Genomic DNA, 24,034 nt, shown 5'->3' with positions numbered 1-24,034 from the left:
TCGACATTGACATGAGGAGGGCTTGAGCGTAGAACGATGTCGAACGACATTGTCTTTGCGAGGAGCGTGCTATGTCCCCCATTCCGCACTCCCGGACGGGCCGGCAGCGGCTGTTCGAGCCCTACCGGATGGGCCCGCTCGAGCTGCCCAACCGCCTGGTCATGGCTCCGCTCACCCGGATGCGGGCCGACAACGCCCAGCACGCGCCGACCGGGCTGCTCGCCGAGCACTACGCCCAGCGCGCCGGCGCCGGCCTCATCGTCGCCGAGGCCACCGCGATCAGCCCGGACGGCTTCGGCTGGGCGGGCAGCCCCGGCCTGTGGAGCGCGGAGCAGGTCGCCGGCTGGCGCCAGGTGACCGACGCCGTGCACGCCGCGGGCGGGCGGATCATCGCGCAGCTGTGGCACCTGGGGTCGATCTCGCACCCGGACCTGCTGCGAGGGCGCACGCCGCTGTCGGCCTCCGCCGTGAACCCGCTCCAGGAGAGCGTCACCGCGGCCGGGCGCGTGCCGACCGTCGTCCCGCGCGCCATGACCCGGGCCGAGATCCGGCAGACCGTCGCGGACTACGCAACCGCGGCGCGCAACGCGCACGACGCCGGGTTCGACGGCGTGGAGATCCTGGCCGCCTACCTGTACCTGATCGCCCAGTTCCTCAACCGCTCGACCAACCTGCGCACCGACGAGTACGGCGGATCCGTGGAGAACCGGGCCCGCCTGCTCCTGGAGGTCGTGGAGTCCGTCGCCGAGGCCGTCGGCCCCGAGCGGACCGGCGTCAAGATGGGCCCGATGCACGAGACCGGCCCGTTCGAGGCCAACGACGAGACGCTGCCCGTCTCCGAGTACGCCGTCAGCCGCCTGAACGACTACGGCCTGTCCCACCTGCTGATGATGGGCGGCACCCGCGACCTGACCGGTACGCCGCTTGATGCCCTGGCCGGTGACGGGATGTTCCGCCACTTCCGCCGCCTGTACGGCGGCACGCTCATCGCGAACGTCGACTTCGACGTCGCGCGCGCCAACGCGCTGATCGCCTCCGGCGACGCCGACCTGATCGCGTTCGGCAGGCCCTTCATCGCCAACCCTGACCTGCCCGCGCGCCTCGCCGCAGGCGCCCCGCTGGCCGAGATCGACTGGGAGACCGTCTACGGCAGCGGTGCGCGCGGCTACAGCGACTACCCGGCCCTCGAGGCCGTCACACAGGGGGCGTCATGACTGGGCCGGCGCGGCTTGACGACATCGCCGTCGCCCCGCTCGCAGGCCGGCGGGCGCTGGTCACCGGGGGCTCCCGGGGGATCGGCGCCGGCATTGTCCGCAGGCTCGCGGCCGACGGTGCCGCCGTGGCATTCACGTACCGGGAAGCCAAGGGCGCGGCGGACAGCCTCGAGCAGGAAATCACCGGCTCCGGCGGCCAGGCCTGGGCAATCCAGGCCGACAGCGCGGAGCCCGAGGCGGTCCGCATGGCGGTCGCCGGAGCCGTCGAGCGGTTCGACGGCCTCGATGTCCTGGTCAACAATGCGGGCGTCTCTCATGTGGCGCCGGTGGAGGAGTTCTCGCTGGCCGACTTCGACCGGCTGGTGGCCGTCAACGTCCGGGCGGTGTTCGTGGCGATCCAGGCCGCCCTGCCGTATCTGGGTGCGAGCGGGCGGATCGTCAGCATCGGCAGTGTGCTGGCCGACCGGGCCCCGATCGGCGGTGTCAGCGTCTACTCGCTCACGAAAGCCGGGGTGGCCGGGCTGTCCCGCAGCCTGGCGCGTGAACTCGGTCCCCGTGGCATCACGGTCAACACCGTCCAGCCCGGTCCGGTGGAGACCGACCTGAACCCCGACTCCGGGGAGTTCGCCGACGCCATCCGGGCGATGACCGCGGTCGGACACTACGCCCAACCCCGCGACATCGCCGATGCCGTGGCGTTCTTGGCCCGAGCCGAGGCCGGTTTCGTGACCGGCGCGTCCTGGAACGTCGACGGCGGCTACGCCCTGTGAGCCTTTGGCGCCGCAGCCTCTAGCGGCTGCGGGCGGCCACATCCGACCGACGGCTCGCGGCCACCGGTCTACCGGCCTGGGCACCGGCAACGGTTCCCGCACCGAACCCGTCCGCCGGGCAGACAGGACAGCCCTGCTGCCCGGTGAACGATCTATCCCATGGAAGGAGTGACGTGGTGACGAATCGGCCAGTCCTGCCCCGCCCGCTGGTCTCCACCGACTGGCTCGCACAGCACCTCGGCGACCCGGATCTGCGGGTACTGGACGCGACCACCCAGCTGGTCGGGCCCGAGCCCGGCCACACCGGGTGGAGTCTGCGCCCCGGGCACGACGACTACCTTGCCGCGCACATCCCGGGCGCGGCGTTCGCCGACATCATCAACGACCTGTCCGAGCCGGATGGGGGCACACTCACCAAGCCCTCCCCGGCGCGGTTCGCCGCGGCGGCCGGCCGGCTGGGCGTCGGTCGAGACAGCCGTGTGGTGGTCTACGCGCGCGAGCCGCACTGGGCCACCCGGGTCTGGTGGCTGCTGCGCGCAGGCGGCTTCGACAACGCCGCGGTGCTCGACGGTGGACTGGGCAAGTGGACCGCCGAGGGGCGGCCGACCGCGACCGGCCTGGAGAGCTACCCGGCGGCCGAGTTCGCCGGCGAGCCGCGTCCGGAATTGTTCGCCGAGCTCGACGAGGTCAAGCGGGTGGTCGACGCAGGTGCCGGTGCGTGCCTGATCAACAGCCTCTCACCGCAGGACCACCACGCAGCGCAGACCGACAACTTCGCCCGTCCCGGCCACATCCCCGGCAGCGTCAACGTGTTCATGGCCGCGTTGCTCGACCCGGCCACCGGCACGTTCAAGCTGCCCGGCGAACTCCGCGGGATGTTCGCCGACGTCTTGTCCCGACCCGGCCGCAAGGTCACCTACTGCGGCGTCGGGATCGCGGCGACCAGCGACGCGCTCGCCCTGACGCTGTTGGGCGAATCCGATGTGGCGGTCTACGACGGCTCGCTCGAGCAGTGGACCAACAACCCCGAACTCCCCCTGGAAGTAGGCTGACAGCAGTGAGCACGCGCGTTTTTGTCACCGGCGCGTCCGGTTGGATCGGCTCCGCCCTCATCCCCGAGCTCATCAGCGCGGGCCACAAGGTCACCGCTCTCGCCCGCTCGGACGCCTCGGCCGCAGCCCTCACCAAGGCCGGGGCCCTAGTACACCGTGGCGATCTCGACGATCTCGACGCGCTGCGCAGCGCGGCCCAGGCATCGGACGGCGTGATCCACCTCGCCTTCAACGTCGGCCTCGCTCTCTCCGGGGATTTCCAGGGCGCGGTCGACGCGGACCTACGCGCCGTCGGGGCGCTGGGCGAGGCCCTCACCGGCTCCGGCCGGCCGTTGGTCATGGCCTCCGTGACCCTCGTGCTCGAACCGGGGCGGGTGGGCACCGAAGCCGACGCGCCCAGTCCCGAACCTGCTGTCGGGCTGCGGGTCCGATCGGCCCCGGAGCAGGCCGCACTGTCGTTCGCTTCGCGCGGCGTCCGCTCGTCGGCCGTGCGCCTTCCCACGACGGTCTACGGCGACGGGGACCACGGATTCCTCGCGGCCCAGATCGCCATCGCCCGGGCCAGGGGAGTTTCCGGGTTCATCGGCGACGGCTCCAACCGCTGGCCGGCCGTGCACCGGCTCGACGCTGCCCACGCGTTCCTCCTGGCTCTGGAGAACGCCCCGGCGGGATCGAGGCTGCACGCCGTCGCGGACGAGGGCGTGCCGACCCGCGCCATCGCCGAGGTGATCGGGCGGCACCTCGAACTCCCGGTGCTCTCCGTCCCCGCCGGCGACGCCACCGAACACTTCGGCCCGCTGGCCCCCTTCCTGGCCGTCGACAATCCCGCCTCCAGTGCGCTGACCCGCGACCTCCTGGGCTGGCAGCCCACCCGCCCCGGGCTCATCGACGACCTCGGCGAGGGCCACTACTTCGCCAGCCGGCCCGCACCGGCAGCCCAGCGCGAGGGTCTCCACGGAGGAACCTCGTGAACATCGGCGTCACGCTGTCCGCCCTCCATGCAGCCGCGGCCACCGGCAACGTCGTCGACCGCGCCATCGAGCTCGGCTCCCAAGCCGAACGGCTCGGCCTCGACTCGGTGTGGTTCCCGCAGCTGGGCGGCTACGACGCGATCGCGATGGCCTCCGCGGTGGGCCGGGCCGTCACCCGGATCCGCGTCGGCCCCGCGGTCGTTCCGATCTTCCCCCGGCATCCGCAGCTCCTCGCGTCCGCGGCCAAGACCGCCCAAGCGGCCACCGGCGGCCGGTTCCACCTGGGCATCGGGCTGGGCGCCAAGCATGTGCTGGAGCCCGCCTACGGCCTGCCCTATCCGCCGCCGATCACCCACCTGCGCGAGTACCTCAGCGCGCTACGGCCGCTGCTCGCGGGAACGGACACCGGATTCAACGGTGCCACAGTGACCTCGCAGCCGTTCGGCCCCACCGCGGTGCCCGGCGCCGAGCAGGCCATCGCGGTGGTGGTGGCCGCGATGGGACCGCAGGCGCTGCGCGTCGCCGGCGAACTCGCGGACGGCACCGTGACGTTCCTGGCCGGTCCCAGAGCACTGGAGCAGCACATCGTCCCCGCGCTCACACAGGCGGCTGCCGACGCGGGCCGCCCGTCACCCCGGATCATCGTCACCGTCCCTGCTGTGGTCACCGGCAAGGTCGAGCAGGTGATGGCTTCGGCGACCGAGCAGCTGGCCTTCTACGAGACGATCCCCTCCCACCAGCGGGTGCTGGCCTGGGAAGGGGTGGACAGGGCCGCGGAGCTGGTCGTGGCGGGCGACGAGGACACGGTGGCCGCCGGGCTGCGCCGCTATCTCGATGCGGGTGCCACCGAGATCACGCTCTACCACACCGAATTGGCGGGAGAGACGGACCGGGAGCGCACCTGGAGCCTCGCCGGAGAACTGGCCGGCTGACCACGAGCCGTCCTCGCCGGCCGCCCGGCGAGGACGGCGAGCACTGGGGAGGCTGCGGCGCAACCGGGCGACGGCACGGCCCTCCTTCGATCCGCCAGCAGCAGGCCACAGGCCACCGATCAACCGCCCCGGCCGGCGCCCGGCCAGGCCCTTGGAGGAATCGTGAACGACAAATGGACCGCCAGAGACGTTCCCGGCCAGTCCGGCCGTGTCGCCGTGGTCACCGGCTCCAACACCGGCATCGGATTCGACACCGCCCGGGTCCTCGCCGCGCATGGCGCGACGGTGGTGCTCGCGGTGCGGGATGCGGGCAAGGGCAGACAAGCCGCCGACCGGATCTCCGCAGCCGCTCCCGGGGCAGACGTCACCGTGCAGCCCCTCGACCTGACCTCACTCGAATCCGTTCGCACCGCCGCTGACGCGCTGCAGGCCACATACCCCACGATCGACCTGCTGATCAACAACGCCGGGGTGATGTACACGCCCAAGAGCACCACCCGCGACGGCTTCGAGATGCAGCTGGGCACCAACCATCTCGGCCACTTCGCGCTGACCGGGCTGCTGCTGGAGCGGATGCTGCCGGTCGCCGGCTCCCGGGTGGTGACTGTCAGCAGCATCGTCCACCGTGTCCAGGCCGACGTCGACCTGAAGGACCTCCAGTGGGAACGGCGGACCTACAGCCGGGGAGGTGCCTACGGTCAGTCGAAGCTGGCAAACCTGCTGTTCACCTACGAACTCCAGCGCCGGCTCGCCGGCAAGGGCTCGACCATCGCCATCGCCTCCCACCCGGGCATCGCCGACACAGAACTGATGCGCAACTCACCTCTGCCCGTCCGCGCCCTGGCCGCCGTGATCCGTCCGTGGCTGTTGCAGAGCGCGGACCGCGGCGCGCTGCCCACACTGCGCGCGGCGACCGATCCGGACGTGCAGGGCGGGGAGTTCTACGGCCCGGACGGGTTCCTCGAGGGCAGAGGCCGCCCCGTGCGGGTGAAGTCAAGCAAAAAATCCCATGACGCAGTCCTGCAACACGGCCTGTGGGCGGAATCGGAGCGGGTGACCGGTGTGTCATACCCGGTCTAGTGTCCCGGCCCTGAGTTCTACGGTCCGATGGAGTTACAGCAGGGAGTCCTGCTGGTTCCCACACAGCCCGCGCGGCGGACGCAGGGGCGGGCGGGCCCGCGCAGGGCGTGACGCTGCCGGCACCGGCCGGTGCTGCAGTGCACCGCCGGCCGGGGCAGCGTCGCTGTGTCCGCCGAGTTGGAGGCCACCCGGTCCTGCGCCGGGCGGACGAGATCACCCCACGGAACAAGGCAGGTGGCAGAAGACCACCGACATGCGCGACGCCGACCACGCGACGGACCGGGCCGTAGGCCGACCTGAGATCCCGGTGCCCATGGTCGAGCCGGCGGGTGAAGCCGCCCGGAGCCGGCCGACACCTCAAGTGCCTGCGCCGACCCGGAGGACGGGCGCTTCCACCACACCCTTCGTACCGGCACACCCACCTGGAGAGAGAAGAACCCGTGACCACCACCACACCCGAGCAGAACCGGGCCCTTGTCGTTGCAGCGTTCGACACCCTGTTCAACCGGCGCGACTACAGCGCCGCCGAACGCTACTGGTCCCCCGACTACATCCAGCACAGCGCCCACATCGGCCCCGGACGCGACGGGCTGTTCGACCTGATCAAAAGCCTGCCCGCGCACTTCAGGCACGAGATCGACTTCACCATGGCCGAGGACGACATGGTCATGGTCCGCGGCCGGTTCAGCGGCCATGGCCAGCCCAGGCCCTGGATCGCCGTCGACTTCGTCCGCATCGAAGACGGCCTGCTCAAGGAGCACTGGGACGTCATCGAGGACGAAGCCTCCCGCACCAACTCCGCCAGCGGTCTACCCATGTACGGAACCGCGTTCCCCAACGAGCCCTGACACCCCTCGCGCGGCAACTCGCCGCGCACGCATTCAGCACGCCGACCCTCCGAGCACAGCACCATCAAATTTCAGAATGGGTGGACCAATGAGTCTCCTCGAAACTCACGCCAGCGGAGCACGGGAATACGATTACATCGTCGTAGGTGCCGGCTCGGCGGGCTGCGTCGTTGCCGGGCGGCTTCTGCAAAACACGGACGCTAAGGTTCTCGTGCTCGAGGCCGGGGGAATCCGTGATGATGCCGCAAGTCTCACAAACCCCTCCCATTGGGTCGAGAACATCGGCTCTGAGTACGACTGGAATTACGAGTACGCCCCCAACCCGCACACCGGAAACCGCACCATACCTCTGTCGCGCGGAAAGGTGGTAGGCGGCTCTGGCGGCATTAATGCACTGGTGTGGGCCCGCGGGAACCGGGCCGACTACGACGGCTGGGCGGCTGCCGGTAACCCCGGCTGGGACTATGAGTCCGTCCTCCCATACTTCAAACGGGCCGAGGACTGGGAGGATGGCTCGAATGCCTATCGAGCGGCCGACGGGCCTATAAGAGTCGAACGAGCCAAGAATCTGCACCCTGTCGCTCAAGCCCTGATCGATAGCGCCCTTTCCTATGGAATGCCCTACCTGGACGACGCCAATGTGCCCGAACCCCTCGGAGCGGGGCCAGTGAACATGAATGTCCGTGACGGGCAGCGACTCAGTTCCTGGCACGGCTACCTCAAGCCCCTCCTCGGCAACCCGCGGCTCACTCTCCTCACGCAGGCCCGCGTCCAGAGGCTGGTCTTCTCCGGGAGCCGCTGCACCGGTGTGGAGTTCCTCGAAGGAGGGCGTGTGCACCAAGCCTATGCCACTACCGAGGTGATCCTTTCCGCCGGCGCGATAGACAGCCCCCGGATTCTGATGCTGTCTGGGGTCGGGCCGGCTGAGGAACTGAAGAGACTCGGCATCAAGACTGTCACCGATCTACCCGGAGTCGGACAGAATCTTCAGGAACACCCTCTACTTGCTGGACTGTGCTTCCAGGCAAAGAAGACATTGCCTCCCGCCAACAATAACCTAGAGGGAAGCATGTTCTTCTGGAAGAGCGCGTCGAACCTCGCAGTACCGGATCTGGCGTTCGTCTCTGTGCAAATTCCCTATCTTTCACCAGAAGTGTCGGCCGTGTTTCCTCCGCCCTCAAATTCCTTCTGTATCATCCCAGGCCTGATGCGAGTCGCAAGCCGCGGATATCTCAGGCTTCTGGACAACAGTCCAGAAGGCGCGCTGGAAATCCAGCCGAACTTCCTGACAGAACAGGCTGATGTCGACGCACTGGCAGCAAGTGTTGAACTCGGTCTGGACATCGTCTCCCAGCCAGCCTATCGGGAAGTTATCGGACGCCAGGTCGCCCCCCTTGACGGTATGACCCAGGAACAGAGCAGAACTTTTCTGCGGGACTCATGCCTTCCGTATTTCCATTCAGCTGGCACGTGTGCCATGGGAACGGGTCCGGAAGCCGTCCTTGATGCCCGGCTACGGGTACGAGGCGTCGACGGCCTGCGCATCGCCGACGCCTCGGCCATGCCGTCCATCACCTCGGCCAACACGAACGCGCCGACGGTGATGATCGGGGAAGCCGCCGTCCAGTTCCTTCTCGACGAAACGACCAGTAGGCCGTCCGCGCAGTCTTCGGTGTAAGTCCCCGCAAGTACTCGGAGATCGCGCTTCTGAATGGTCCAGTGAGCGGTGTGCATCGTGAATTCGCAGGTCACGGGTCTGGTATGAATGGCGAGTTGGGTATTCGTGCCGGTCGGCGGCCGATGACCATGGCGTAGATCATCGGGCAGGTCCGGCTCCGGGGGGCCGGGTCCGCCGTGGACCACGCGCTTGACCCCGTGCACCGCACCTGGGGTGAGACCGGTGAGACGCTCGCGGTCGTGGCCAGAGGACCACCAACCGCGATGCGGCAGATCGTCCAACGCATCGAAAGCCTGCTGACCGAGCGCGGCCGGGCCGATACCGAGTAGCGGTGGAGAGGATACTCAGTGCCCTCGCGGAGAGGCTGCCCACAACGCGGACCGGCGTGCTCGGGGCAGAGTGTTCGGCGTGGCCGAGCCGGTGCGCGTGCGCGAGCCGGCCGATGCGGAGGGCAGGCGCCTGCTGCGGACTGTCCGGAATACCTGTGAAGGACGCTACGACGAAACTCGCGAGTTCTTGCACATTCCTCTTGCCGGCGGGAGTCGCCGCAGGTCCTGTGCTGGAATCGGAACATGTCTCTGGGTGAACTTCGCGACCTGCTGGAACGGCATGTGCGTCCCGATTTGACCACTGCCATCGACGGCGTCCGGATCTGCAAGGCCGACCACGCCGTGCCGCCCGAGTCCGCGATGTCCGGCACGGTCCTGGCGGTCATCGCTCAGGGCCGCAAGCGTCTGGCACTGGGAGACCGCGTCTACGAGTACGGCGCCGGTCAGTACCTCGTCGCCTCGGTCGACCTCCCGGTGACGGGGCATTTCATCGAGGCCGCCCCGGGCCGCCCCACGCTCGGTTTCGGGATGACTCTGGAACCCGCCGCCATCGCGGAGATGCTGTTGCAGTTCGAGCCGGGGGATCTGTCGAGGTCCCCCGGCACCGCACACCCGGGCATCGCGGTCAGTGACGCCCCGGACGAATTGCTCGACGCCGTCGTGCGGCTGCTGCGCCTGCTTGACCGGCCGCGGGACCGGAAGGCACTGGTCCCGCTGGTCAAGCGTGAGATCCTCTGGCGGCTGATGACCGGGGAACAAGGTGACGCCGTGCGCCAGCTCGGCCTGGCCGACAGCAGCCTGAGCCACATCGGACGTGCGGTGCGGTGGATCCGGGAGAACTACACCCAGCCGTTCCGGGTCGAGGAAGTGGCACAGCTTTCGGGGATGAGCGTCTCCGCTTTCCACCGGAACTTCCAGGCGGTAACGGCGATGACCCCGATCCAGTTCCAGAAACACATCCGGCTGCAGGCCGCGAGATTGCTGCTGGCGAACCATCCGAACGACATCACCGGCGTCGGTCACCGTGTCGGATACGACAGTCCGGCCCAGTTCAGCCGGGAATACCGGCGCCAGTTCGGTGCCCCGCCCAGCGTTGATGCGATGCGCCTGCGTGGCGGATCCGGTCCGCATGCCGCGGTGCTCCCGTAAGAGCCGCCTGGGCGAAGAGGATTGTGCAACCACGCGAGAGGATCTTGCTGGCTCGGCGCCCGCTCCATTGTTTCCATGGAGGTACCGGAACGTTCCATGAATTTCGGGACGTAGCAGGAGGCGGGTAATGAAGGTCGCTGACCACTTACCGAATGCCCTCCGACCACCTCCGAGGGAGAGAACCATGAAGTGCCGCACGCCGGGCCGGTCCCGAATCGAGGACCGGGACGCGCCTCTCGACGAGGATCGGCGAACCGGGCTGTGACCGTGGACGACGCCGTCTACCGCGCCCTTGCCATCGGACCGGACTCATCGGCGACCGCGCACACGATCGACATCACGACGCTGGGCGCACGCAGCGGCATCGCGCGGCGCATCGAGATCTGGTTCCACCGCGTCGACGGCCGCTGGTACCTGACCGGCATGCCCGGACCTCGCAACTGGTACGCGAACCTGCGGGCTGATCCGCGGTTCGTCGTGCATCTCAAACACGGGGTCACGGCCGACCTGCCCGCGACCGCGGCACCGGTCGACGAGCCGACACGGCGGCTGGTGATCACCGCGGTCCTCGACCTGCAGAACCGGCCCGAGATGGCGGCACGGGTCCGCCGGCGCCAGCACTTCGACGAGTGGTTCGCGGGCAGCCCACTGGTCGAGATCGTCTTCGACGACGAGCAGTTGCGGACAGCGTCCTCAACACCAGCCGGATAGCACGAACCATCAGTGATCAGGGACGCCGGGCGCAGCCAACCCTGCTGTGCGGGCTCGGGCCGTGACGTGCGCCCAACCGGGCGCGGCGGCCGCTGATCAGACAACCGTCGCCCACTCCGTGGGTCTCGGCGGCGAACAAGTCCAGGAGAGCACCATGCACGAGAACGTGATCGACAAGATCTACATAGACGGTGAGTTCGTCACCCCGCACGGCACGGAACTCGCCGACCTGTTCAATCCCACCACCGGGAAAGTGATCGGCCAGGTCCGGCTCGCCGACGAGGTGGATACCGCGGAGGCCGTCGCGGCGGCGAAGCGTGCGCTGCCGGCTTGGTCCGCGACATCGAGGGAAGAGCGTCTCGACGCGCTGCGCCGGCTGCAGGCCGCGGTCGCCGCGCGGAGGAGCGACATCGCGGATGCCGTCCTCTTGGAGTACGGCGCGCCGGTGCGCAACGCGTGGATGGTCGATTCGGCCCCCGGTGCGATCGCCGACATGATCACGACCTTGGAGGGCTTCGACTTCACCCGGCGTGTCGGCAAAGCGACGGTGGAAATGGCACCGATCGGCGTCGCAGGCCTGATCACACCGTGGAATTCGGATCCGTTCATCATCTGCGACAAGCTTGCGACCGCGCTGGCGGCCGGCTGCACCGTCGTCATCAAGCCGAGCGAGATGAGCGCGACGCAGACCCATGTCGTGACCCAGGCACTCCACGAGGCCGGATTGCCCCGAGGTGTCTTCAACATCGTGACGGGGCGCGGCGATGTCGTCGGGTCCGCGATCACCCGTCACCCTGACGTCGCCAAGATCTCCTTCACCGGCTCGACCGCGGTCGGCAAGATCATCTTCCGTGAGGCGGCCGAGACGATGAAGAGCCTGACGCTCGAACTCGGCGGGAAGTCTCCGTCGATCATCCTCGACGACGCCGATCTCGAGGAAGCCGTCACGGGCGCGCTCATGGCCGGGTTCGCCAACAGCGGCCAGGCGTGTGTCGCCGGCACCCGCATCCTCGTCCCGGAGAACCGGCTGGACGAGATGCTCGCCGTCGCCACGGCGAAGATGGCCGACTTCCCCGCCGGTGACCCGGGCGACCAGGCGACCGCCATCGGTCCGATGGTGAGCGAACGGCAGTGGGAGCGGGTCCAGGGCTACATCCGTCGTGGTGCCGAGGAAGGTGCCCGGATCGTCGTCGGCGGACCCGGCCGCCCGGAGGGCCTCGCGGACGGATACTTCGTGCGACCGACCCTGTTCGCGGACGTCACCAACGACATGACGATCGCGCGCGAGGAGATCTTCGGGCCGGTGCTGTCGATCATCACCTACCGTGACGAGGACCACGCCGTCGAGATCGCCAACGACACGGACTACGGCCTGCACGCCTACGTGTTCTCGTCAGATCCCGCCCGAGCCCATCGCATCGCGTCGCGGCTCCAGGCGGGCCGGGTGGCGATCAACGGTGGCTATGAGCCGCTGTCCCCGTTCGGGGGATTCAAGCAGTCGGGCATCGGGCGGGAATATGGCACCTACGGTCTTGAGGGCTTCCTCGAACCGCGGTCTGTGATGGCCTGACGGGTATGCCCGCGGTGGCGGCGCCGGTTGACGGGCCGTGCCCAGAGGGCCAGCGAGCGTTCGATATCCTCGGGCCGGTCGCAATCCAGGTAGACCCCGCGCGGTCGGCGGTACTCGTGGCTTGCCTGGGCCAAGCATTCCGCGTACGCGCGCGGGTCACGTGTCAGCACGCGCGGAGGGATCAGCCCGACCAGGTCGAGTGCCTCGCGTTCGGCCTCGGTGAAGGCCGTGCCCTTGTTGATGCACGGGTCGGCAAGGACTTCGCGGCCTCGCGCGGTGGTCTCCCAGCGGCTCCGGGTGGTGTTCCATCGGGTGGCGGCAGCGTGGTGTGGGCTGGCCATGGTCTCCTCCGGGTTCTGGTTCTCGGTCTGTAGCGCGGTGGTGTTCGGGCAGGCGCGACGCCGCCGTGCCTGGAGCACGGCGCGGACGGCCAGATCGCGCGCTACACGGGGCTCTCACACCGGCAGGCACGTCCGGTTCGGCCGCCTCCGAGCAGCCGGAACTGCACCGAGGCGTTGCTTCCCGAGCGACTGACCGGGCGTGCTGGGAGATGCCGCTTCGGCAGGTTCCGGCGCCGCGGCGAGCAGGGCAAGGCCGCCAGGCTCACAGCGGCCATCCGGCCGTCACCGATCACGACCGCCGGGGCCGGGAGCCGCGCCCTTTAGTGCCGTGCAGTGCTCCTGGCGCAGATCGGCCTCATCCCGCGCTTGTTCTTGGGGGGAGGTCTATCAGGCGCAGGTTGTCGGCGCGGCTGGCGCTGAGCTCCTCCAGGGCCTTGGCGGACGGGCTTCCGGGAGCCGCGGTGTAGACGACCACCCGGAGGTCGTTGCGGTGTGTGGTGAGGATGTCGCAGTCCACGTGCAGCACCCCCAGCCGTGGGTGGTCGATGGTCTTGTGTTCCTGTTCGTAGAGACCGACGCGGCGCAGGTCCCATAGGCTGTGGAACTTCGGGCTGGCCTCGCGCAGGTCGCTGATCAGCTGCGCCAGGCGCTGGTCTGCCGGGTACTTGCCGGAGCTCGACCGCAGGTCCGCGACGATGGCTTCTTCGTACTCGTGCTGCTGGTCGGGTGTGCGCACCACGTGTGTGGGCAGCTCCATGAACTGTCGCCACGCCATGTTGCGTTCGGGTTCGGGGCGCTCCAGCGGGTCGCCTATCGCTGCGGCCCACATCGCGTTCCACGCGACCGGGTTCCACCGCGCGTCGTAGACGGCTGCGGGGCTTCCGGAAAGTTGCTCCACCAGCCGGCGCGTGCTGGGTGGCAGCACGCCGGCGATGGGCTTGTCTTCGGGGACCAAGTGTCCAGCGAGCCGGAACAGGTGTTCGCGTTCGGCGTCGGTCAGGCGAAGGGCGCGGGCCAGCGCGGTCAGGACCTGGACCGACGGCGCGCTCGCCCGGCCCTGTTCAAGCTGGACGAGGTAGTCGGTCGACACGCCGGCCAGGCGCGCGAGTTCCCCGCGGCGAAGGCCGCGGGCCCGCCTGTGCGTGGCAGTGGGCAGCCCAAACTCCTCAGGGGCCGCCCGGTCCCGCCACCCGCGCAGCGTCGCGCCGAACTCGTTCGTCGAAGCCGCCACAGCTTCGATCCTACGGTTGGGCACGATGCCCTGGCCTGCATCGGCTGCCTGAGCGGGGCTGGCGGCAATCGGCGGCTTGCCGCCAGCCCCGTGCCACGGGAGTCGAGTGCTGGGCAGTCACAGCCGGTCAGCGAACCAATCGGCAATCGCCTGACGCGCGGGATCGGGGTCGTCGGTGTTGCAGTGCTCCGCGCCGCCGTTCACGCCGTCGAGCACGATCAGCTGCTTGTCGCTCGAACCTGCGGCCTCGAATGCCTGCTGCCCGTCGGACAGCGGGATCGCCTTGTCGTCCGCGCCGTGCACGATCAGCAGCGGCTGGGTCAGGCGGGGGATCGCGTCGGCGAGCCTGAACTCCCGGACCCGCTCCAGTGCCTGCTCCATCGTCTCGGTGCCCATCACCCACGGCAGCTGCCAGAACGGCACCGAGGTGTTCTTCGACGCCGTCTCCCAGCGGCGCTGCCATACCGCGCCGTAGTCCCACACCCCGCCCCACGCAGCCACCGCCTTGACACGGGGCTCGAAGCTGGCGCCGCGCGGCGCGTAATAGCCGCCCAGGCTGATGCCCAGCAGGCCGATCCGCTCGGGGTCGACGTCCGGGCGCGTGACGAGGTAGTCCACGATCGCAGAAGTAGGCACCTCGTAGTCGGGTCGGGACGGCACACCGCGCAGCCGCAGCGGCTCCCCTGTACCGGGCGTGTCGATCACGAGACAGGCGATGCCCCGGTCGGCGAACTCATCGCGGATGAACCCGTACAGCAGCTCCTTGGTGACGTCGAAGCCGTTGTAGAAGATCACCACCGGCGCGGGGCCGTCGACATCGCGGGCGGGGATGAGGTAACCGGGCAGGATCCCGTCCGGCGACTCCACCTCCACCCGCTCCAGGGGACGGTCCATGAGTGCGGCAGCCTTCGTGAACGCCGCGAGACCGCGCTGGTAGCTGTTCGTCTTCACCGGCCCCGGCGGGGTCTGCCGCTCACCGGTCAGGTGGTAGGTGGACGCGCGTAGGAACCGGGCGATTGCCGCGCGGCGCAGTCCGAGCTGCAGCTCCGTCTCACCGAGCTCGGCCTGCAACGCGCCTGCGCCGTCCCAGGCATTCGCCCACGCGTCCGCGTCCGGTTCGGTGTCGCGTAGTGGAGCCATCGCGCGGTGGATCTGTCCCAGCTCTCCACCGGCCATGATCGACAGTGTGACCGCTCCCGACCACATGTAGTTCTTCGGGAAGTATTCGAACATTTGCAGCTCCTCAGATTTGCTCTGGCCCCTACTCGGTCAACCGTAGGCGGCGTTTTCGCAGTTCGGAGCGCTAAAAGTGGTGACGCCAGTACCACCCACAGGGCCTGGTGGGCACATGGCCGACGGGCTGGTGGCGCAGGGCCGTGAGAGGGCCGCCCCGAAGCAGGTGCGGTTCCGCCTCCGAGATTCATTGGCGTGAGCAGGCTGGAGAGAGGCGGCCTGTGGTCCCCTTGGCTGCTAGGTCCCGACGACGACTTCCACCCGGTCGGTGTAGAAGGCAACGTGGCCGGCGATGTCCGCGACCGCTGCGTAGGGCTCGGAGTAGTACCACACCGCGTCGGCCGGGCCGCCCTCGGCGAGGGCGATGTTGTAGTAGGACGCGTTGCCCTTGTAGGGGCAGTACGTCTGGGTGGCACTGGGTGCGAGGAGCGTCTGGGCGACGTCGTCGAGCGGGATGTACTGGACGGGCGGGTAGCCGGCCTCGCGCAGGGTCAGGGCCCTGGTGGTGTCGGCGACGATGTGCGGGCCGACGCTGGCCACCACGCGCACGCCGGTGGTCTCGATGGTGATCGGGTGGTCGGGTCCGGGGATCTTGGGTTCCCGTGCCGTCATGGTTCTCTCCTCGTTCTCGTGCGGGTGGCTCAGCCGGCGATGAGGTCGAACTCGTTGCCCTCGATGTCGGCGAACGTGGTCCATCGGGCGCCGTTTCGCTGGAATTCGTTGATCTTCGTCGCCCCGAGCGCGAGCAGACGCGCGGTCTCGCCCTCGTAGTCGCTGGTGATCAGGTCCGGGTGGAACCGGTTCTTGACGCTCTTGGCCTCGGGGACCTGGTGGAAGGCGAGCCGCGGGCCGCTGCCGGGATCGCCGGCCTCCACGACGGCGTCGTGCTCGTCGGCACCGTCGGCGACCTTGCGATCCAGGACTGCGGCCCAGAACTGGGCGGCGCGTGCGGCGTCAGCGGCGTCGAACGATGCGCCAAAGAAGGTCGACTTCATCTATTCACTCCTGCCTAGGTTGGATAGCCAGACCAGTCTGTCTATTCCGTGAGGCAACCGTAGGCATGGCCTTGATTCAAGTCAAATCAAAAGTTCAAAAGACAGTACTGCCATCTCGGGTTGACGAGACTGGATTGACCTGTTTAGCTGGATGAGGAAGTTAGACAGACCAGTCTAACTACTCAAAGGGAGGCGCAACCATGTCCGACATGCGCACAGCCCTGGTGACCGGTGCGACGTCCGGTATCGGCCGGGCTGCAGCACTCAAGCTCGCCCGGGACGGATTCAAGGTCCTCGTTCACGGCCGCGACGCCGCGCGCGGAGCCGAGGTCGTCAAGGAGATCGAGAGCGTCGGCGGCAGCGCCCGGTTCCTCGCCGCCGATCTCACCGATGTCTCCGCCATCAGGCAGCTGGCGGAAGCGGCCGGGGACGTCCACGTCCTGGTCAACAACGCCGGGTTCTCCTGGTTCGGCCCCACGACGGACCTGGAGTCCGACACCTTCGATGCGCTGTTCGCGGCCAACGTGCGCTCGGCGTACTTCCTGACGGCCGCCATCGCACCGAAGATGGCCGAACGCGGCCAGGGGACCGTGATCAACCTGGGCAGCATGGCAGGGCAGATCGGCCTGGCGGGCGGCGCCGCCTACAGCGCCACCAAGGCCGCACTCACCTCACTGACCCGTTCCTGGGCCGCCGAGTACAGCCCGCGGGGCGTACGGATCAACACCATCGCCCCCGGACCGGCCTACACCGGCGGCTCGTCGAGGGAAAACCTCACCGCCCTGGGCAAGACCACACTCCTGTCCCGCACGGCGGAGGCAGAGGAAATCGGCGACGTCATCGCCTTCCTGGCCTCACCGGCCGCCGGCTACATCACCGGCGCCGTCATCCCCGTCGACGGCGGACGCACCGCCGTCTGACACACACCACACCTACAGAACAGAGCCAAAGCAATGAACAAGCCCGTCATCTTGGTCACCGGCGCCCTGACCGGCATCGGCCGAGCCGCCGCCGTCGCCTTCGCCCAGAAGGGGGCGGACGTCGTCGTCACCGGACGACGCGACGAGGTCGGCAAGGCACTCGCCGAGGAACTGCGCGCCCTTGGATCCGAGGCGGAGTTCATCAACGCCGACGTCCGCAACGAGGACGACGTCCGAGCCATGGTCGATCAGACCGTCGCACGGTTCGGCCGTCTCGATGTCGCGGTGAACAACGCCGGCACTGAAGGCCGGCCCAGCCCGATCACCGACCAGACCGCGGAGACCTACAACGCCACGTTCGACACCAACGTCCTCGGCGTGATCCTGAGCATGAAGCACCAGGTGCGCGTCATGCAGGAACAGGGCAGCGGCAGCATCATCAACATCTCCTCGACCTACGGGCACGAGGGCGCGGCGGGGGCCTCGGTCTACGTCGGCAGCAAGCACGCCGTCGAAGGCATCACTAAGTCGGTGGCACTGGAGGTCGCCGCTTCGGGAATCCGCGTGAACGGCGTGGCGCCCGGCCCCACGGACACCGGCATGCTGACGCGCTTCACCGGCACGCCCGAGAACAAGGCCGCCCTGGTGACGGAGGTTCCGATGGCTCGCCTCGGCCTCTCCGAGGAGCTCGCCGCCGCGATCGTCTTCATCGGCTCGGATGAAGCCTCGTACATCACCGGCCACATCCTCAACGTCGACGGCGGCCACACCGCCAACTGATCCGGCTCGGGCGCGGGACTCTCCCCGCGCCCGGCCTGCCGGGCGCGGGGTTGTCGCACCGCCGCCCGGCCCACCAGCGCGAACCAACACGCCGATGCAAGGAGAAGTGCCACAGTGAACAACTACACCCATGACACCGCCCCGACCCAGTTCGTCGAGACGGGTGGTATCCGCTTCGCATATCGCCGTTTCGGCAACATGGCCGCAGGCCGGACCCCGGTCGTGTTCTTCCAGCACTTCATCGGCAACCTCGACGACCACGACCCGGCGATCAGCGACGGGTTCGCCGCCGACCGCGAGGTCATCCTGTTCAACAACACGGGAGTCGCCTCCACCAGCGGCGTCGTCCCGGACACCATCGAGCAGATGGCCACCGATGCCGGGACATTTCTCGACGCCCTGGGCCTGACAGTCGTGGACCTGGTCGGCCACTCGATGGGCGGCCTGGTCGCCCAGCAGGTCGCCATCCAGCGGCCCGAACTGGTCCGTCGACTGGTTCTGGTCGGCACCGGCCCGCGCGGCGGCGTGGGCATCGGTGAGATGCCGGCGGAGACCGCCGCACTGTTCGGCGTCAAGCTCCCCCGCCAGGAAGACATGTGGCTGCCGATCCTGTTCGCACCGACCGAGACCAGCCAGAAGCTGGGCCGTGAGTACGTGGAGCGGATCGTGGCCCGCAAGGACCGCGACGCCTCCCCCTTCGGCGAACAGGTCTACGCCGGCCAGGGAACCGCCATCCACACCTACGGCACCACCAAGGACCCTGCCTACGCGCTCCTGAAAAACATCAAGGTCCCGGTTCTGGTGGTCAACGGCACCGACGACACCATCATCGCGACGATCAACTCGTACATCCTTCAGCAGTTCCTGCCGAACGCTGAGCTGGTCATCTACCCGGATGCCAACCACGGGGCGCACTTCCAGTACCCCGGCCGGTTCGTCACCCACACCAAGCTCTTCCTCGACCGCCAGGACACCACGGCCGGCTAGTCGGACCCGCAGGGCAGGGGGCGGTCATCGGGAAGACAGATCGGTCTAGGCTTGTTTCATGGGATGAGGGGCCGAATAGGCCCCAGAGCGGAGCAGTAGACTGGACCGCCAGTCTGGAAGAAGGAAAAATTCATGCCGAGCAAGGCCACCACCGCCGTGACGCCGTCTGCACGTGAACGCCTGCTGGCAGCCGCCGACGACCTCTTCTACCGCGAAGGCGTACAGACAGTCGGCATCGACCGCATCGTGCAGAAGGCCGGCGTTGCCAAGGCGTCCCTCTACAACCTGTTCGGCAGCAAAGAGGAACTGGTCCAGGCTTACCTGGACGCCCGCCACGCGGCGACCCGTGAGCAGGTTGAACGCGCTCTGACCCGGTTCCGTACACCCCGTGAGCGCCTCCTGGGGGTCTTCGACGCCCAGGGCCAGCTGTTCACCGAGCCCGACTTCAATGGCTGCGCGCACATGTCGGCGAGCGCGGAGGCTCGGCCCGGCAGCCCCACCGAGTGTGCCGCGGAGCGGTTCCGCCAGTGGGTGAGGATGATGTTCACGGACTTGGCGAAGGAGGCCGGCGTCGCCGACGCCGAAGGTCTGGCCAGGCAACTGCACCTGCTCTACGACGGTGCTGGGGTGTCGGCGCGCATGGACCACGACCCCTCTGCGGCGACGACCGCGCGCGCAGCGGCCGCCATGCTCTTCGATGCCGCGGTCAAGGGATAAGGCGTCGTTTCTTTTGGCGTGATTGTTCGTTGAACTGTGCATGGCGGATCTGGTTGAGCGGCTGGTGCCGGACGAGTTGTGGGCGCTGTTCCGGCGGGTGGTACCACCGACGGAGGTGAAGCGTCCGCAGGGCGGGGGCCGGCGGCGGGCCGGTGACCGCGAGACCCTCGCGGCGGTCATCTTCGTGGCCACCTCGGGCTGCACCTGGCGGCAACTGCCGCCCGTGTTCGGGCCGGCCTGGCCCACGGTCTACCGGCGCTTCGCCCAGTGGAGCCGGGCCAGGGTCTGGGCCAGGCTCCATCGGGTCGTGCTCGACGAACTCGGGGCCCGCGGTGAGTTGGACTGGTCGCGGTGCGCGATCGACTCCGTCAGCGTCCGGGCGGCAAAAGGGGGCCACTGACCGGACCGAATCCGACCGACCGCGGCAAGAGCGGATCGAAAATCCACCTGATCACGGACCGGAACGGGCTGCCCCTGTCGCTGGGCATCTCCGGCGCCAACATGCACGACAGCCTCGGCCTGGAACCGCTGGTGCGCGGGATCCCGCCCATCCGCTCCCGACGCGGACCACGCCGCCGACGTCCGGCCAAGCTCCATGCCGACAAGGGATATGACTACGACCACCTGCGCCGCTGGCTACGAAAGCGCGGAATCCGCCACCGTATCGCCCGTAAGGGCATCGAGTCCTCCACAGGGCTGGGCCGCCACCGCTGGGTCGTGGAGAGGACGGTCTCCTGGCTCGCCGGATGCCGCCGCCTGCATCGTCGCTACGAACGCAAGGCCGAGCACTTCCTCGCCTTCGTCGGCATAGCCTCAGCCCTCATCGGCTACCGCCGACTCATCAGATGAAGCAGCGCCTCATAACGCCTACTCGTCCCCAGCACGGTCGCGTCGCAGCAAGTCGGTGACCCGGCCTAGCCACCCTCTGCGGGGCTGGTTGTCCCTGCCAATCAAGAAGCGCGCTGTCTGCAGCGGGTCACGCGGGGGCTGGCCCGTTTGGTGGCGGTGCCAGTAGATGGCCACCCTCCGCTCCAGATCGCCCAGGTCAACGTTGCCGGTCCTGGACAGAACGACCGCCCCTTCCGGCCCTTCGGGGGCAGTGAGCGTCACACGCCACCGTCCGGTGAGTACGCCGCTCTGTACTCACCCTCATCTACGTCAATCGCCTCAATCCAGTTCGCAGCGTGAATGTAGGACTCGAAGACGAGCAGGTCCTCGTCGCGATCGAATATGAGCACGGTGTCGGGAGGCAGCTCCATACCGATCACTGTGGCAGCCCCGCTCGTCGTGCAGCCACCAAAATAAACGGCGTCAAGAGGGCGTTTGAAGTAGGCAGATTGCCCTTGATGCCCTAGTAAGTTCCTCGCCAGGTGAGGGTGGTCTCGTCCGTTATGCGCCGGGCGAGGTTGTCGACCGAGGCGATGTGGATCATGGCTTCAGAGCTGGCGGTGAGGGTCTCGTAGTCGCGGGCGAGGCGGCGGTGCATCATGATCCAACCGATACTCCGCTCGACCACCCAGCGCCTCTTCACAACGTGAAACCCACGGGTATCCGGTTTTCTGTTGACGACTTCGACATCGATTCCGAGTCGGGCACCGTGTTCGACGACGGCGTTCTTGAATCCGGTGTCGACCCAACTCTTGGAGATGGTCGGGTACTTCTCCTTCGCCTGGTCGAGGAGGCGCATTCCCAGAGTGTTCTCCGACAGGCTGGCGGCGGTGACAGTGACGGCGAGGATGAGGCCGATCGTGTCGGTGAGGATGCCGCGCTTCCTCCCGACGATCTTCTTGTCCGCATCCGTTCCCTGGCTGGTCAGGGGCACGTTGCTGGAGGTCTTCACGCTTTGGGTATCGATCACGGAGGCGGTCGGCTCGGGCTTGCGCCCCTCCTTCACCCGGGCCAGTCCCGTCAGGTCGTAATTGAGCTGGACGAAGATCCCTTCGTCGCGCCACGCGGCGTAGTAGGCATAGACAGTGCCATGGCTCGGGAAGTCGTGCGGGAGGTATTTCCAGGGGATTCCCGTGCGGTTCACGTAGAGGATCGCGTTGAAGACGTCGCGTAAATCGACCTTGGCCGGCTGCCCGGTTGGTCTGCGGTCGAGCCGTGCCTTTCTCCAGGTCGTCAGCGTCGGCTCGATCAGGGCCCATCGGGCGTCGGACAGGTCGCTGGGGTACGGCTTGCGCTCGCTCACGAGGTAGCGTGATCACGGGCGAGCCGGAAGGCTCGGTTCCGCTGTCCATCAGGCGATTCCGTGGCATCTTCAAACCAGACGGACTTCCGGGTACGGAAGCGAACGAGATGGACGACCGATTCTCCGTTCCAGCGAAGGCCATTCGCCGCCTACGGGATGAAAACCCTCAGAGCGGGGCAGGTATGAGAGCCACATATACGGCCTGACCTGCATAAACGCCCTCTCAGGACGACGGTCTCGGGCGCTGTTGAGCAGGTTGTCGAGGTTGGTGTCGCGGTAGCGGCGGACTGTCTTGCGGTCAAGGCCGAGGCGGCGGGCGATGTCACTGAGCGGGTGGCCGGCGGCGACCATGCGCGTGATTTCGGCATGGTGGTGGAGAACGCGCTGCACGATGCGGGTGGGCGGCAGTGCGTCCACGAGCGGCATCTTGATGGGGCGGTCACCTCCCCGTTCCGCGTGCTTCTTCAGGCACGGCCGGTGCTGATGGCAGGTCTTCTCAATGGCGTCGGAGAGGTTGATGGGTCGGACCGGGGCGCCCTGCCGGGATTGCTCCCGGTGGGTTTCCCCGGCCCGCCCGCCGAACCCGGCGTGCCCGTCTCCGAGCACCGGGCTCTCCACGAAATCATGCCGTTGGTGTCGGGCCGGTCAGCGCATCTGGCCAAGGGGTGGGGATGCTGTTGCCCCGGTAGCGATACCGAGTGATCGGCACTTTGCCGAGGTGGAACAGTCTGATCCCCTCCAACTCGATGTCTTCCCATTGTCCTTGCGGAGTCCGGAACCATCGCCGGATGGACTTCCAGTTCGTGCGGTGCCGGTGCATCACCCAGCGGATGACCCGCCACCACACGAAGGTGTGCAGGGTCTGCATGGTGTGCTTGGCGACCGCGTGTCGGAAGTAGTTGGCCCAGCCGCGCAGGATCCGGTTGATCTGGATCAGCGCGATCTTGTAGTCGAGATGTGACAGCTTCTGGGTCAGTTGCTTGATCTTCCGCTTCAGCGTCGCGACTGGCTTGTCGGCGATGAACGTGTAGACGTGCCACTTGTCCGTTCCGCGCTTCCGCATCCAGACGATGCGGAAGCCCAGGAAGTCGAACCCGTCCGTAAGGTGGACGATCCGGGTCTTGGCCGGTGACAGCACGAGGCCCATCGGCGCCAGAACCGAACTCACCTGTTCGCGAAGGTCTTCGACGTGCTCCTTGGTGCCGTGGACCATGATGACGAAGTCGTCCGCGTAGCGGACCAGTCGCCAGGTCGGCAGGCCCCGGTGCCGTCGTCGTTCGCGATCCTGCCGACTGGCCATCGCGGTTGCCCACTGCGCGGCGGCAAAGTCGTCGAGCACAGACAGTGCGATGTTGGCCAACAGGGGTGACAGGATGCCTCCTTGCGGAGTCCCGGAGGTGGTCTCGTTCCGTTCGCCCAGCTCGGTCATGATCCCGGCTTTCAGGAACGCCTTCACCAGCGCCAGCACCCGCTTGTCCTTCACCCGCGCTCGGACACGGTCCATCAGGGCCGTGTGCTCGATGCGGTCGAAGCACGCCTCAATATCCGCGTCCAGCACCCAGCGATAGCCCTGGGAACCGAACAGGTGAATCTCGGCGATCGCGTCGTGCGCACGCCGGTTGGGCCGGAAACCGTACGAGCACGGACGGAAGTCCGCCTCGAAGATCGGTTCCAGGACCAGCTTCAGCGCCGCCTGCACCACCCGGTCCGCGATGGTCGGAATCCCCAGCCGGCGAAGTTTGCCACCTGACTTGGGGATCATCCGCTCACGCTCCGGCACGGGCCGGAAGACCCCTGCCCTCAGCTGCATGCGGATGTGGTCCAGATACGCTTCCACCCCGGCCGCGCGTACGTGATCGGCGCGCACGCCGTCCACGCCCGGCGTCCGGGCTCCGGTGTTGCCCGCGACCCGTTCGAACGCCATCACCAGGACGGCTGGGTCGCAGACGAAGTTGAACACATCGTCGAACCGGAAGCCGTGATCGGCTACCGCCCAACGGTGCAGCTTGATCTGCATTCTCCGTACCCGTAGCTCAGCGACATCGGCCACCGGCCACGCGACCGGGGCATCCACCCCGGATTCTCCGGACATTGCAGTACCTCCCTTGCGATCTCGCTGCCGCCCTTCCCCATGTGCCGGGCTCTCCCCGGCTCGGAGTACTACGGCGGCTCCGCCCCTCCCACGGTCTGTTCGACAGACGGTGTGCCCAGCCCAACTCTCCCGAGCTGGTGGCTCGGACGACGGGCGAGACCGGGGAGGTTCCCGTGTTCACTGATGGATCGATCGTCGGAGTAGGCACCCGGCTATACCCCCGCGGCCTCGCCACGGCTACCC

Annotated in this window: 26 protein-coding genes; 17 read left to right on the top strand and 9 right to left on the bottom strand. The window is 68.0% G+C overall.

From position 1 onward, the window contains the following. Positions 1-71: 71 nt before the first annotated feature. The 12 genes from SSP29_RS24230 (at position 72) to SSP29_RS24180 (ending at position 12,304) form a co-directional block, all read left to right on the top strand. Positions 72-1,214, top strand: a complete 1,143-nt coding sequence (locus SSP29_RS24230; protein ID WP_089102855.1) for an alkene reductase — start codon at positions 72-74, stop codon at positions 1,212-1,214. Continuing rightward, a complete protein-coding gene (locus tag SSP29_RS24225) occupies positions 1,211-1,984 on the top strand; it encodes a 3-oxoacyl-ACP reductase family protein (protein WP_089102854.1) in 774 nt (257 codons plus the stop codon). The genes SSP29_RS24230 and SSP29_RS24225 overlap by 4 nt, the downstream gene beginning before the upstream one ends. A gap of 176 nt (positions 1,985-2,160) precedes the next feature. Continuing rightward, the gene (locus SSP29_RS24220) at positions 2,161-3,036 is read left to right on the top strand and encodes a sulfurtransferase (protein ID WP_089102853.1); all 876 of its coding nucleotides are present in this window, start codon (positions 2,161-2,163) and stop codon (positions 3,034-3,036) included. Positions 3,037-3,041: 5 nt separating this feature from the next. Beyond that, a complete protein-coding gene (locus tag SSP29_RS56220) occupies positions 3,042-4,007 on the top strand; it encodes an SDR family oxidoreductase (RefSeq protein WP_089102852.1) in 966 nt (321 codons plus the stop codon). Next, positions 4,004-4,939 carry a TIGR03564 family F420-dependent LLM class oxidoreductase gene (locus SSP29_RS56215; RefSeq protein ID WP_089102851.1) on the top strand — a complete coding sequence of 312 codons (936 nt, stop codon included), beginning with the start codon at positions 4,004-4,006 and terminating at the stop codon, positions 4,937-4,939. Before SSP29_RS56220 ends, SSP29_RS56215 begins: the two co-directional genes overlap by 4 nt. A 162-nt stretch (positions 4,940-5,101) precedes the next feature. Further along, positions 5,102-6,019 (top strand): SDR family NAD(P)-dependent oxidoreductase, encoded by a 918-nt coding sequence (locus tag SSP29_RS24205; protein WP_218036917.1) that lies wholly within the window; start codon positions 5,102-5,104, stop codon positions 6,017-6,019. Between the two features lie 440 nt (positions 6,020-6,459). Further along, a complete protein-coding gene (locus SSP29_RS24200) occupies positions 6,460-6,867 on the top strand; it encodes a nuclear transport factor 2 family protein (protein WP_089102849.1) in 408 nt (135 codons plus the stop codon). Between the two features lie 88 nt (positions 6,868-6,955). Beyond that, positions 6,956-8,545 (top strand): GMC family oxidoreductase, encoded by a 1,590-nt coding sequence (locus SSP29_RS24195; RefSeq protein ID WP_089102848.1) that lies wholly within the window; start codon positions 6,956-6,958, stop codon positions 8,543-8,545. A 176-nt stretch (positions 8,546-8,721) separates the two neighbouring features. Then, complete coding sequence (locus tag SSP29_RS58600) at positions 8,722-8,874, top strand: hypothetical protein (protein WP_167449993.1); 153 nt, start codon at positions 8,722-8,724, stop codon at positions 8,872-8,874. Positions 8,875-9,117: 243 nt separating this feature from the next. Next, positions 9,118-10,023, top strand: a complete 906-nt coding sequence (locus SSP29_RS24190; RefSeq protein ID WP_089102847.1) for an AraC family transcriptional regulator — start codon at positions 9,118-9,120, stop codon at positions 10,021-10,023. 261 nt (positions 10,024-10,284) lie between these two features. Next, complete coding sequence (locus SSP29_RS24185) at positions 10,285-10,734, top strand: nitroreductase/quinone reductase family protein (RefSeq protein WP_245883184.1); 450 nt, start codon at positions 10,285-10,287, stop codon at positions 10,732-10,734. Between the two features lie 253 nt (positions 10,735-10,987). Then, positions 10,988-12,304, top strand: coding sequence for an aldehyde dehydrogenase family protein (locus SSP29_RS24180; RefSeq protein WP_245883182.1), 1,317 nt, complete (start codon positions 10,988-10,990; stop codon positions 12,302-12,304). Here SSP29_RS24180 and SSP29_RS61265 read toward each other — a convergent pair. The 5 genes from SSP29_RS61265 to SSP29_RS24155 form a co-directional block, all read right to left on the bottom strand. Beyond that, positions 12,259-12,723, bottom strand: coding sequence for a hypothetical protein (locus SSP29_RS61265; RefSeq protein ID WP_150134808.1), 465 nt, complete (start codon positions 12,721-12,723; stop codon positions 12,259-12,261). The genes SSP29_RS24180 and SSP29_RS61265 overlap by 46 nt on opposite strands. A 277-nt stretch (positions 12,724-13,000) precedes the next feature. Further along, the gene (locus SSP29_RS24170; RefSeq protein ID WP_245883181.1) at positions 13,001-13,876 is read right to left on the bottom strand and encodes a helix-turn-helix transcriptional regulator; all 876 of its coding nucleotides are present in this window, start codon (positions 13,874-13,876) and stop codon (positions 13,001-13,003) included. A gap of 117 nt (positions 13,877-13,993) precedes the next feature. Then, on the bottom strand, positions 13,994-15,109 hold the full coding sequence (locus tag SSP29_RS24165) for an alpha/beta hydrolase (protein ID WP_089102845.1): 1,116 nt from the start codon (positions 15,107-15,109) through the stop codon (positions 13,994-13,996). Between the two features lie 237 nt (positions 15,110-15,346). Then, positions 15,347-15,721 (bottom strand): DUF427 domain-containing protein, encoded by a 375-nt coding sequence (locus SSP29_RS24160; RefSeq protein ID WP_089102844.1) that lies wholly within the window; start codon positions 15,719-15,721, stop codon positions 15,347-15,349. A gap of 29 nt (positions 15,722-15,750) precedes the next feature. Then, positions 15,751-16,104 carry a VOC family protein gene (locus SSP29_RS24155; protein ID WP_089102843.1) on the bottom strand — a complete coding sequence of 118 codons (354 nt, stop codon included), beginning with the start codon at positions 16,102-16,104 and terminating at the stop codon, positions 15,751-15,753. A 200-nt stretch (positions 16,105-16,304) separates the two neighbouring features. Here SSP29_RS24155 and SSP29_RS24150 point away from each other — a divergent pair, with 200 nt between their 5' ends. The 5 genes from SSP29_RS24150 (at position 16,305) to SSP29_RS56205 (ending at position 20,357) form a co-directional block, all read left to right on the top strand. Next, positions 16,305-17,024 (top strand): SDR family NAD(P)-dependent oxidoreductase, encoded by a 720-nt coding sequence (locus SSP29_RS24150; RefSeq protein WP_089102842.1) that lies wholly within the window; start codon positions 16,305-16,307, stop codon positions 17,022-17,024. A 33-nt stretch (positions 17,025-17,057) separates the two neighbouring features. Further along, the gene (locus SSP29_RS24145; protein WP_089102841.1) at positions 17,058-17,804 is read left to right on the top strand and encodes an SDR family NAD(P)-dependent oxidoreductase; all 747 of its coding nucleotides are present in this window, start codon (positions 17,058-17,060) and stop codon (positions 17,802-17,804) included. Positions 17,805-17,918: 114 nt separating this feature from the next. Continuing rightward, the gene (locus SSP29_RS24140; protein WP_089102840.1) at positions 17,919-18,791 is read left to right on the top strand and encodes an alpha/beta fold hydrolase; all 873 of its coding nucleotides are present in this window, start codon (positions 17,919-17,921) and stop codon (positions 18,789-18,791) included. A 132-nt stretch (positions 18,792-18,923) separates the two neighbouring features. After that, positions 18,924-19,508, top strand: a complete 585-nt coding sequence (locus tag SSP29_RS24135; protein ID WP_089102839.1) for a TetR/AcrR family transcriptional regulator — start codon at positions 18,924-18,926, stop codon at positions 19,506-19,508. Positions 19,509-19,548: 40 nt separating this feature from the next. Continuing rightward, a protein-coding gene (locus SSP29_RS56205) for an IS5 family transposase (protein ID WP_218036916.1) occupies positions 19,549-20,357 on the top strand; the annotation gives its coding sequence in 2 pieces (ribosomal slippage) (positions 19,549-19,896 and positions 19,899-20,357; 807 coding nt in all). A gap of 257 nt (positions 20,358-20,614) precedes the next feature. On the opposite strand, the gene SSP29_RS58595 is transcribed toward SSP29_RS56205, so the two are convergent. The 4 genes from SSP29_RS58595 to ltrA form a co-directional block, all read right to left on the bottom strand. After that, positions 20,615-20,767: a hypothetical protein gene (locus tag SSP29_RS58595; RefSeq protein WP_167449992.1), complete on the bottom strand. Its 153-nt coding sequence runs from the start codon at positions 20,765-20,767 to the stop codon at positions 20,615-20,617. A gap of 92 nt (positions 20,768-20,859) precedes the next feature. Beyond that, positions 20,860-21,699 (bottom strand): IS5 family transposase, encoded by an 840-nt coding sequence (locus SSP29_RS24120; RefSeq protein WP_089102836.1) that lies wholly within the window; start codon positions 21,697-21,699, stop codon positions 20,860-20,862. Between the two features lie 69 nt (positions 21,700-21,768). After that, positions 21,769-22,317 carry a helix-turn-helix domain-containing protein gene (locus SSP29_RS24115; RefSeq protein WP_145968949.1) on the bottom strand — a complete coding sequence of 183 codons (549 nt, stop codon included), beginning with the start codon at positions 22,315-22,317 and terminating at the stop codon, positions 21,769-21,771. 4 nt (positions 22,318-22,321) lie between these two features. Next, positions 22,322-23,791 (bottom strand): group II intron reverse transcriptase/maturase, encoded by a 1,470-nt coding sequence (gene ltrA / locus SSP29_RS24110; protein WP_150134803.1) that lies wholly within the window; start codon positions 23,789-23,791, stop codon positions 22,322-22,324. Positions 23,792-24,034 lie beyond the last annotated feature (243 nt).

Source organism: Streptomyces hyaluromycini, from assembly GCF_002217755.1.
Lineage (GTDB): Bacteria > Actinomycetota > Actinomycetes > Streptomycetales > Streptomycetaceae > Streptomyces > Streptomyces hyaluromycini.
The sequence above is the reverse complement of the archived record's forward strand: the minus strand, read 5'-3'. Positions and strand labels throughout refer to the sequence as shown.

What these genes read in the sequence shown, in the direction of transcription:
- SSP29_RS24225 (WP_089102854.1), top strand. Translation starts at nt 1,211, where the DNA reads ATGACTGGGCCGGCGCGGCTTGACGACATCGCCGTCGCCCCGCTCGCA.
- ltrA (WP_150134803.1), bottom strand. Translation starts at nt 23,791, where the DNA reads ATGTCCGGAGAATCCGGGGTGGATGCCCCGGTCGCGTGGCCGGTGGCC.
- SSP29_RS24230 (WP_089102855.1), top strand. Translation starts at nt 72, where the DNA reads ATGTCCCCCATTCCGCACTCCCGGACGGGCCGGCAGCGGCTGTTCGAG.
- SSP29_RS24195 (WP_089102848.1), top strand. Translation starts at nt 6,956, where the DNA reads ATGAGTCTCCTCGAAACTCACGCCAGCGGAGCACGGGAATACGATTAC.
- SSP29_RS24165 (WP_089102845.1), bottom strand. Translation starts at nt 15,109, where the DNA reads ATGTTCGAATACTTCCCGAAGAACTACATGTGGTCGGGAGCGGTCACA.
- SSP29_RS24145 (WP_089102841.1), top strand. Translation starts at nt 17,058, where the DNA reads ATGAACAAGCCCGTCATCTTGGTCACCGGCGCCCTGACCGGCATCGGC.
- SSP29_RS24190 (WP_089102847.1), top strand. Translation starts at nt 9,118, where the DNA reads ATGTCTCTGGGTGAACTTCGCGACCTGCTGGAACGGCATGTGCGTCCC.
- SSP29_RS24135 (WP_089102839.1), top strand. Translation starts at nt 18,924, where the DNA reads ATGCCGAGCAAGGCCACCACCGCCGTGACGCCGTCTGCACGTGAACGC.
- SSP29_RS24155 (WP_089102843.1), bottom strand. Translation starts at nt 16,104, where the DNA reads ATGAAGTCGACCTTCTTTGGCGCATCGTTCGACGCCGCTGACGCCGCA.
- SSP29_RS24160 (WP_089102844.1), bottom strand. Translation starts at nt 15,721, where the DNA reads ATGACGGCACGGGAACCCAAGATCCCCGGACCCGACCACCCGATCACC.
- SSP29_RS24150 (WP_089102842.1), top strand. Translation starts at nt 16,305, where the DNA reads ATGTCCGACATGCGCACAGCCCTGGTGACCGGTGCGACGTCCGGTATC.
- SSP29_RS58595 (WP_167449992.1), bottom strand. Translation starts at nt 20,767, where the DNA reads ATGGAGCTGCCTCCCGACACCGTGCTCATATTCGATCGCGACGAGGAC.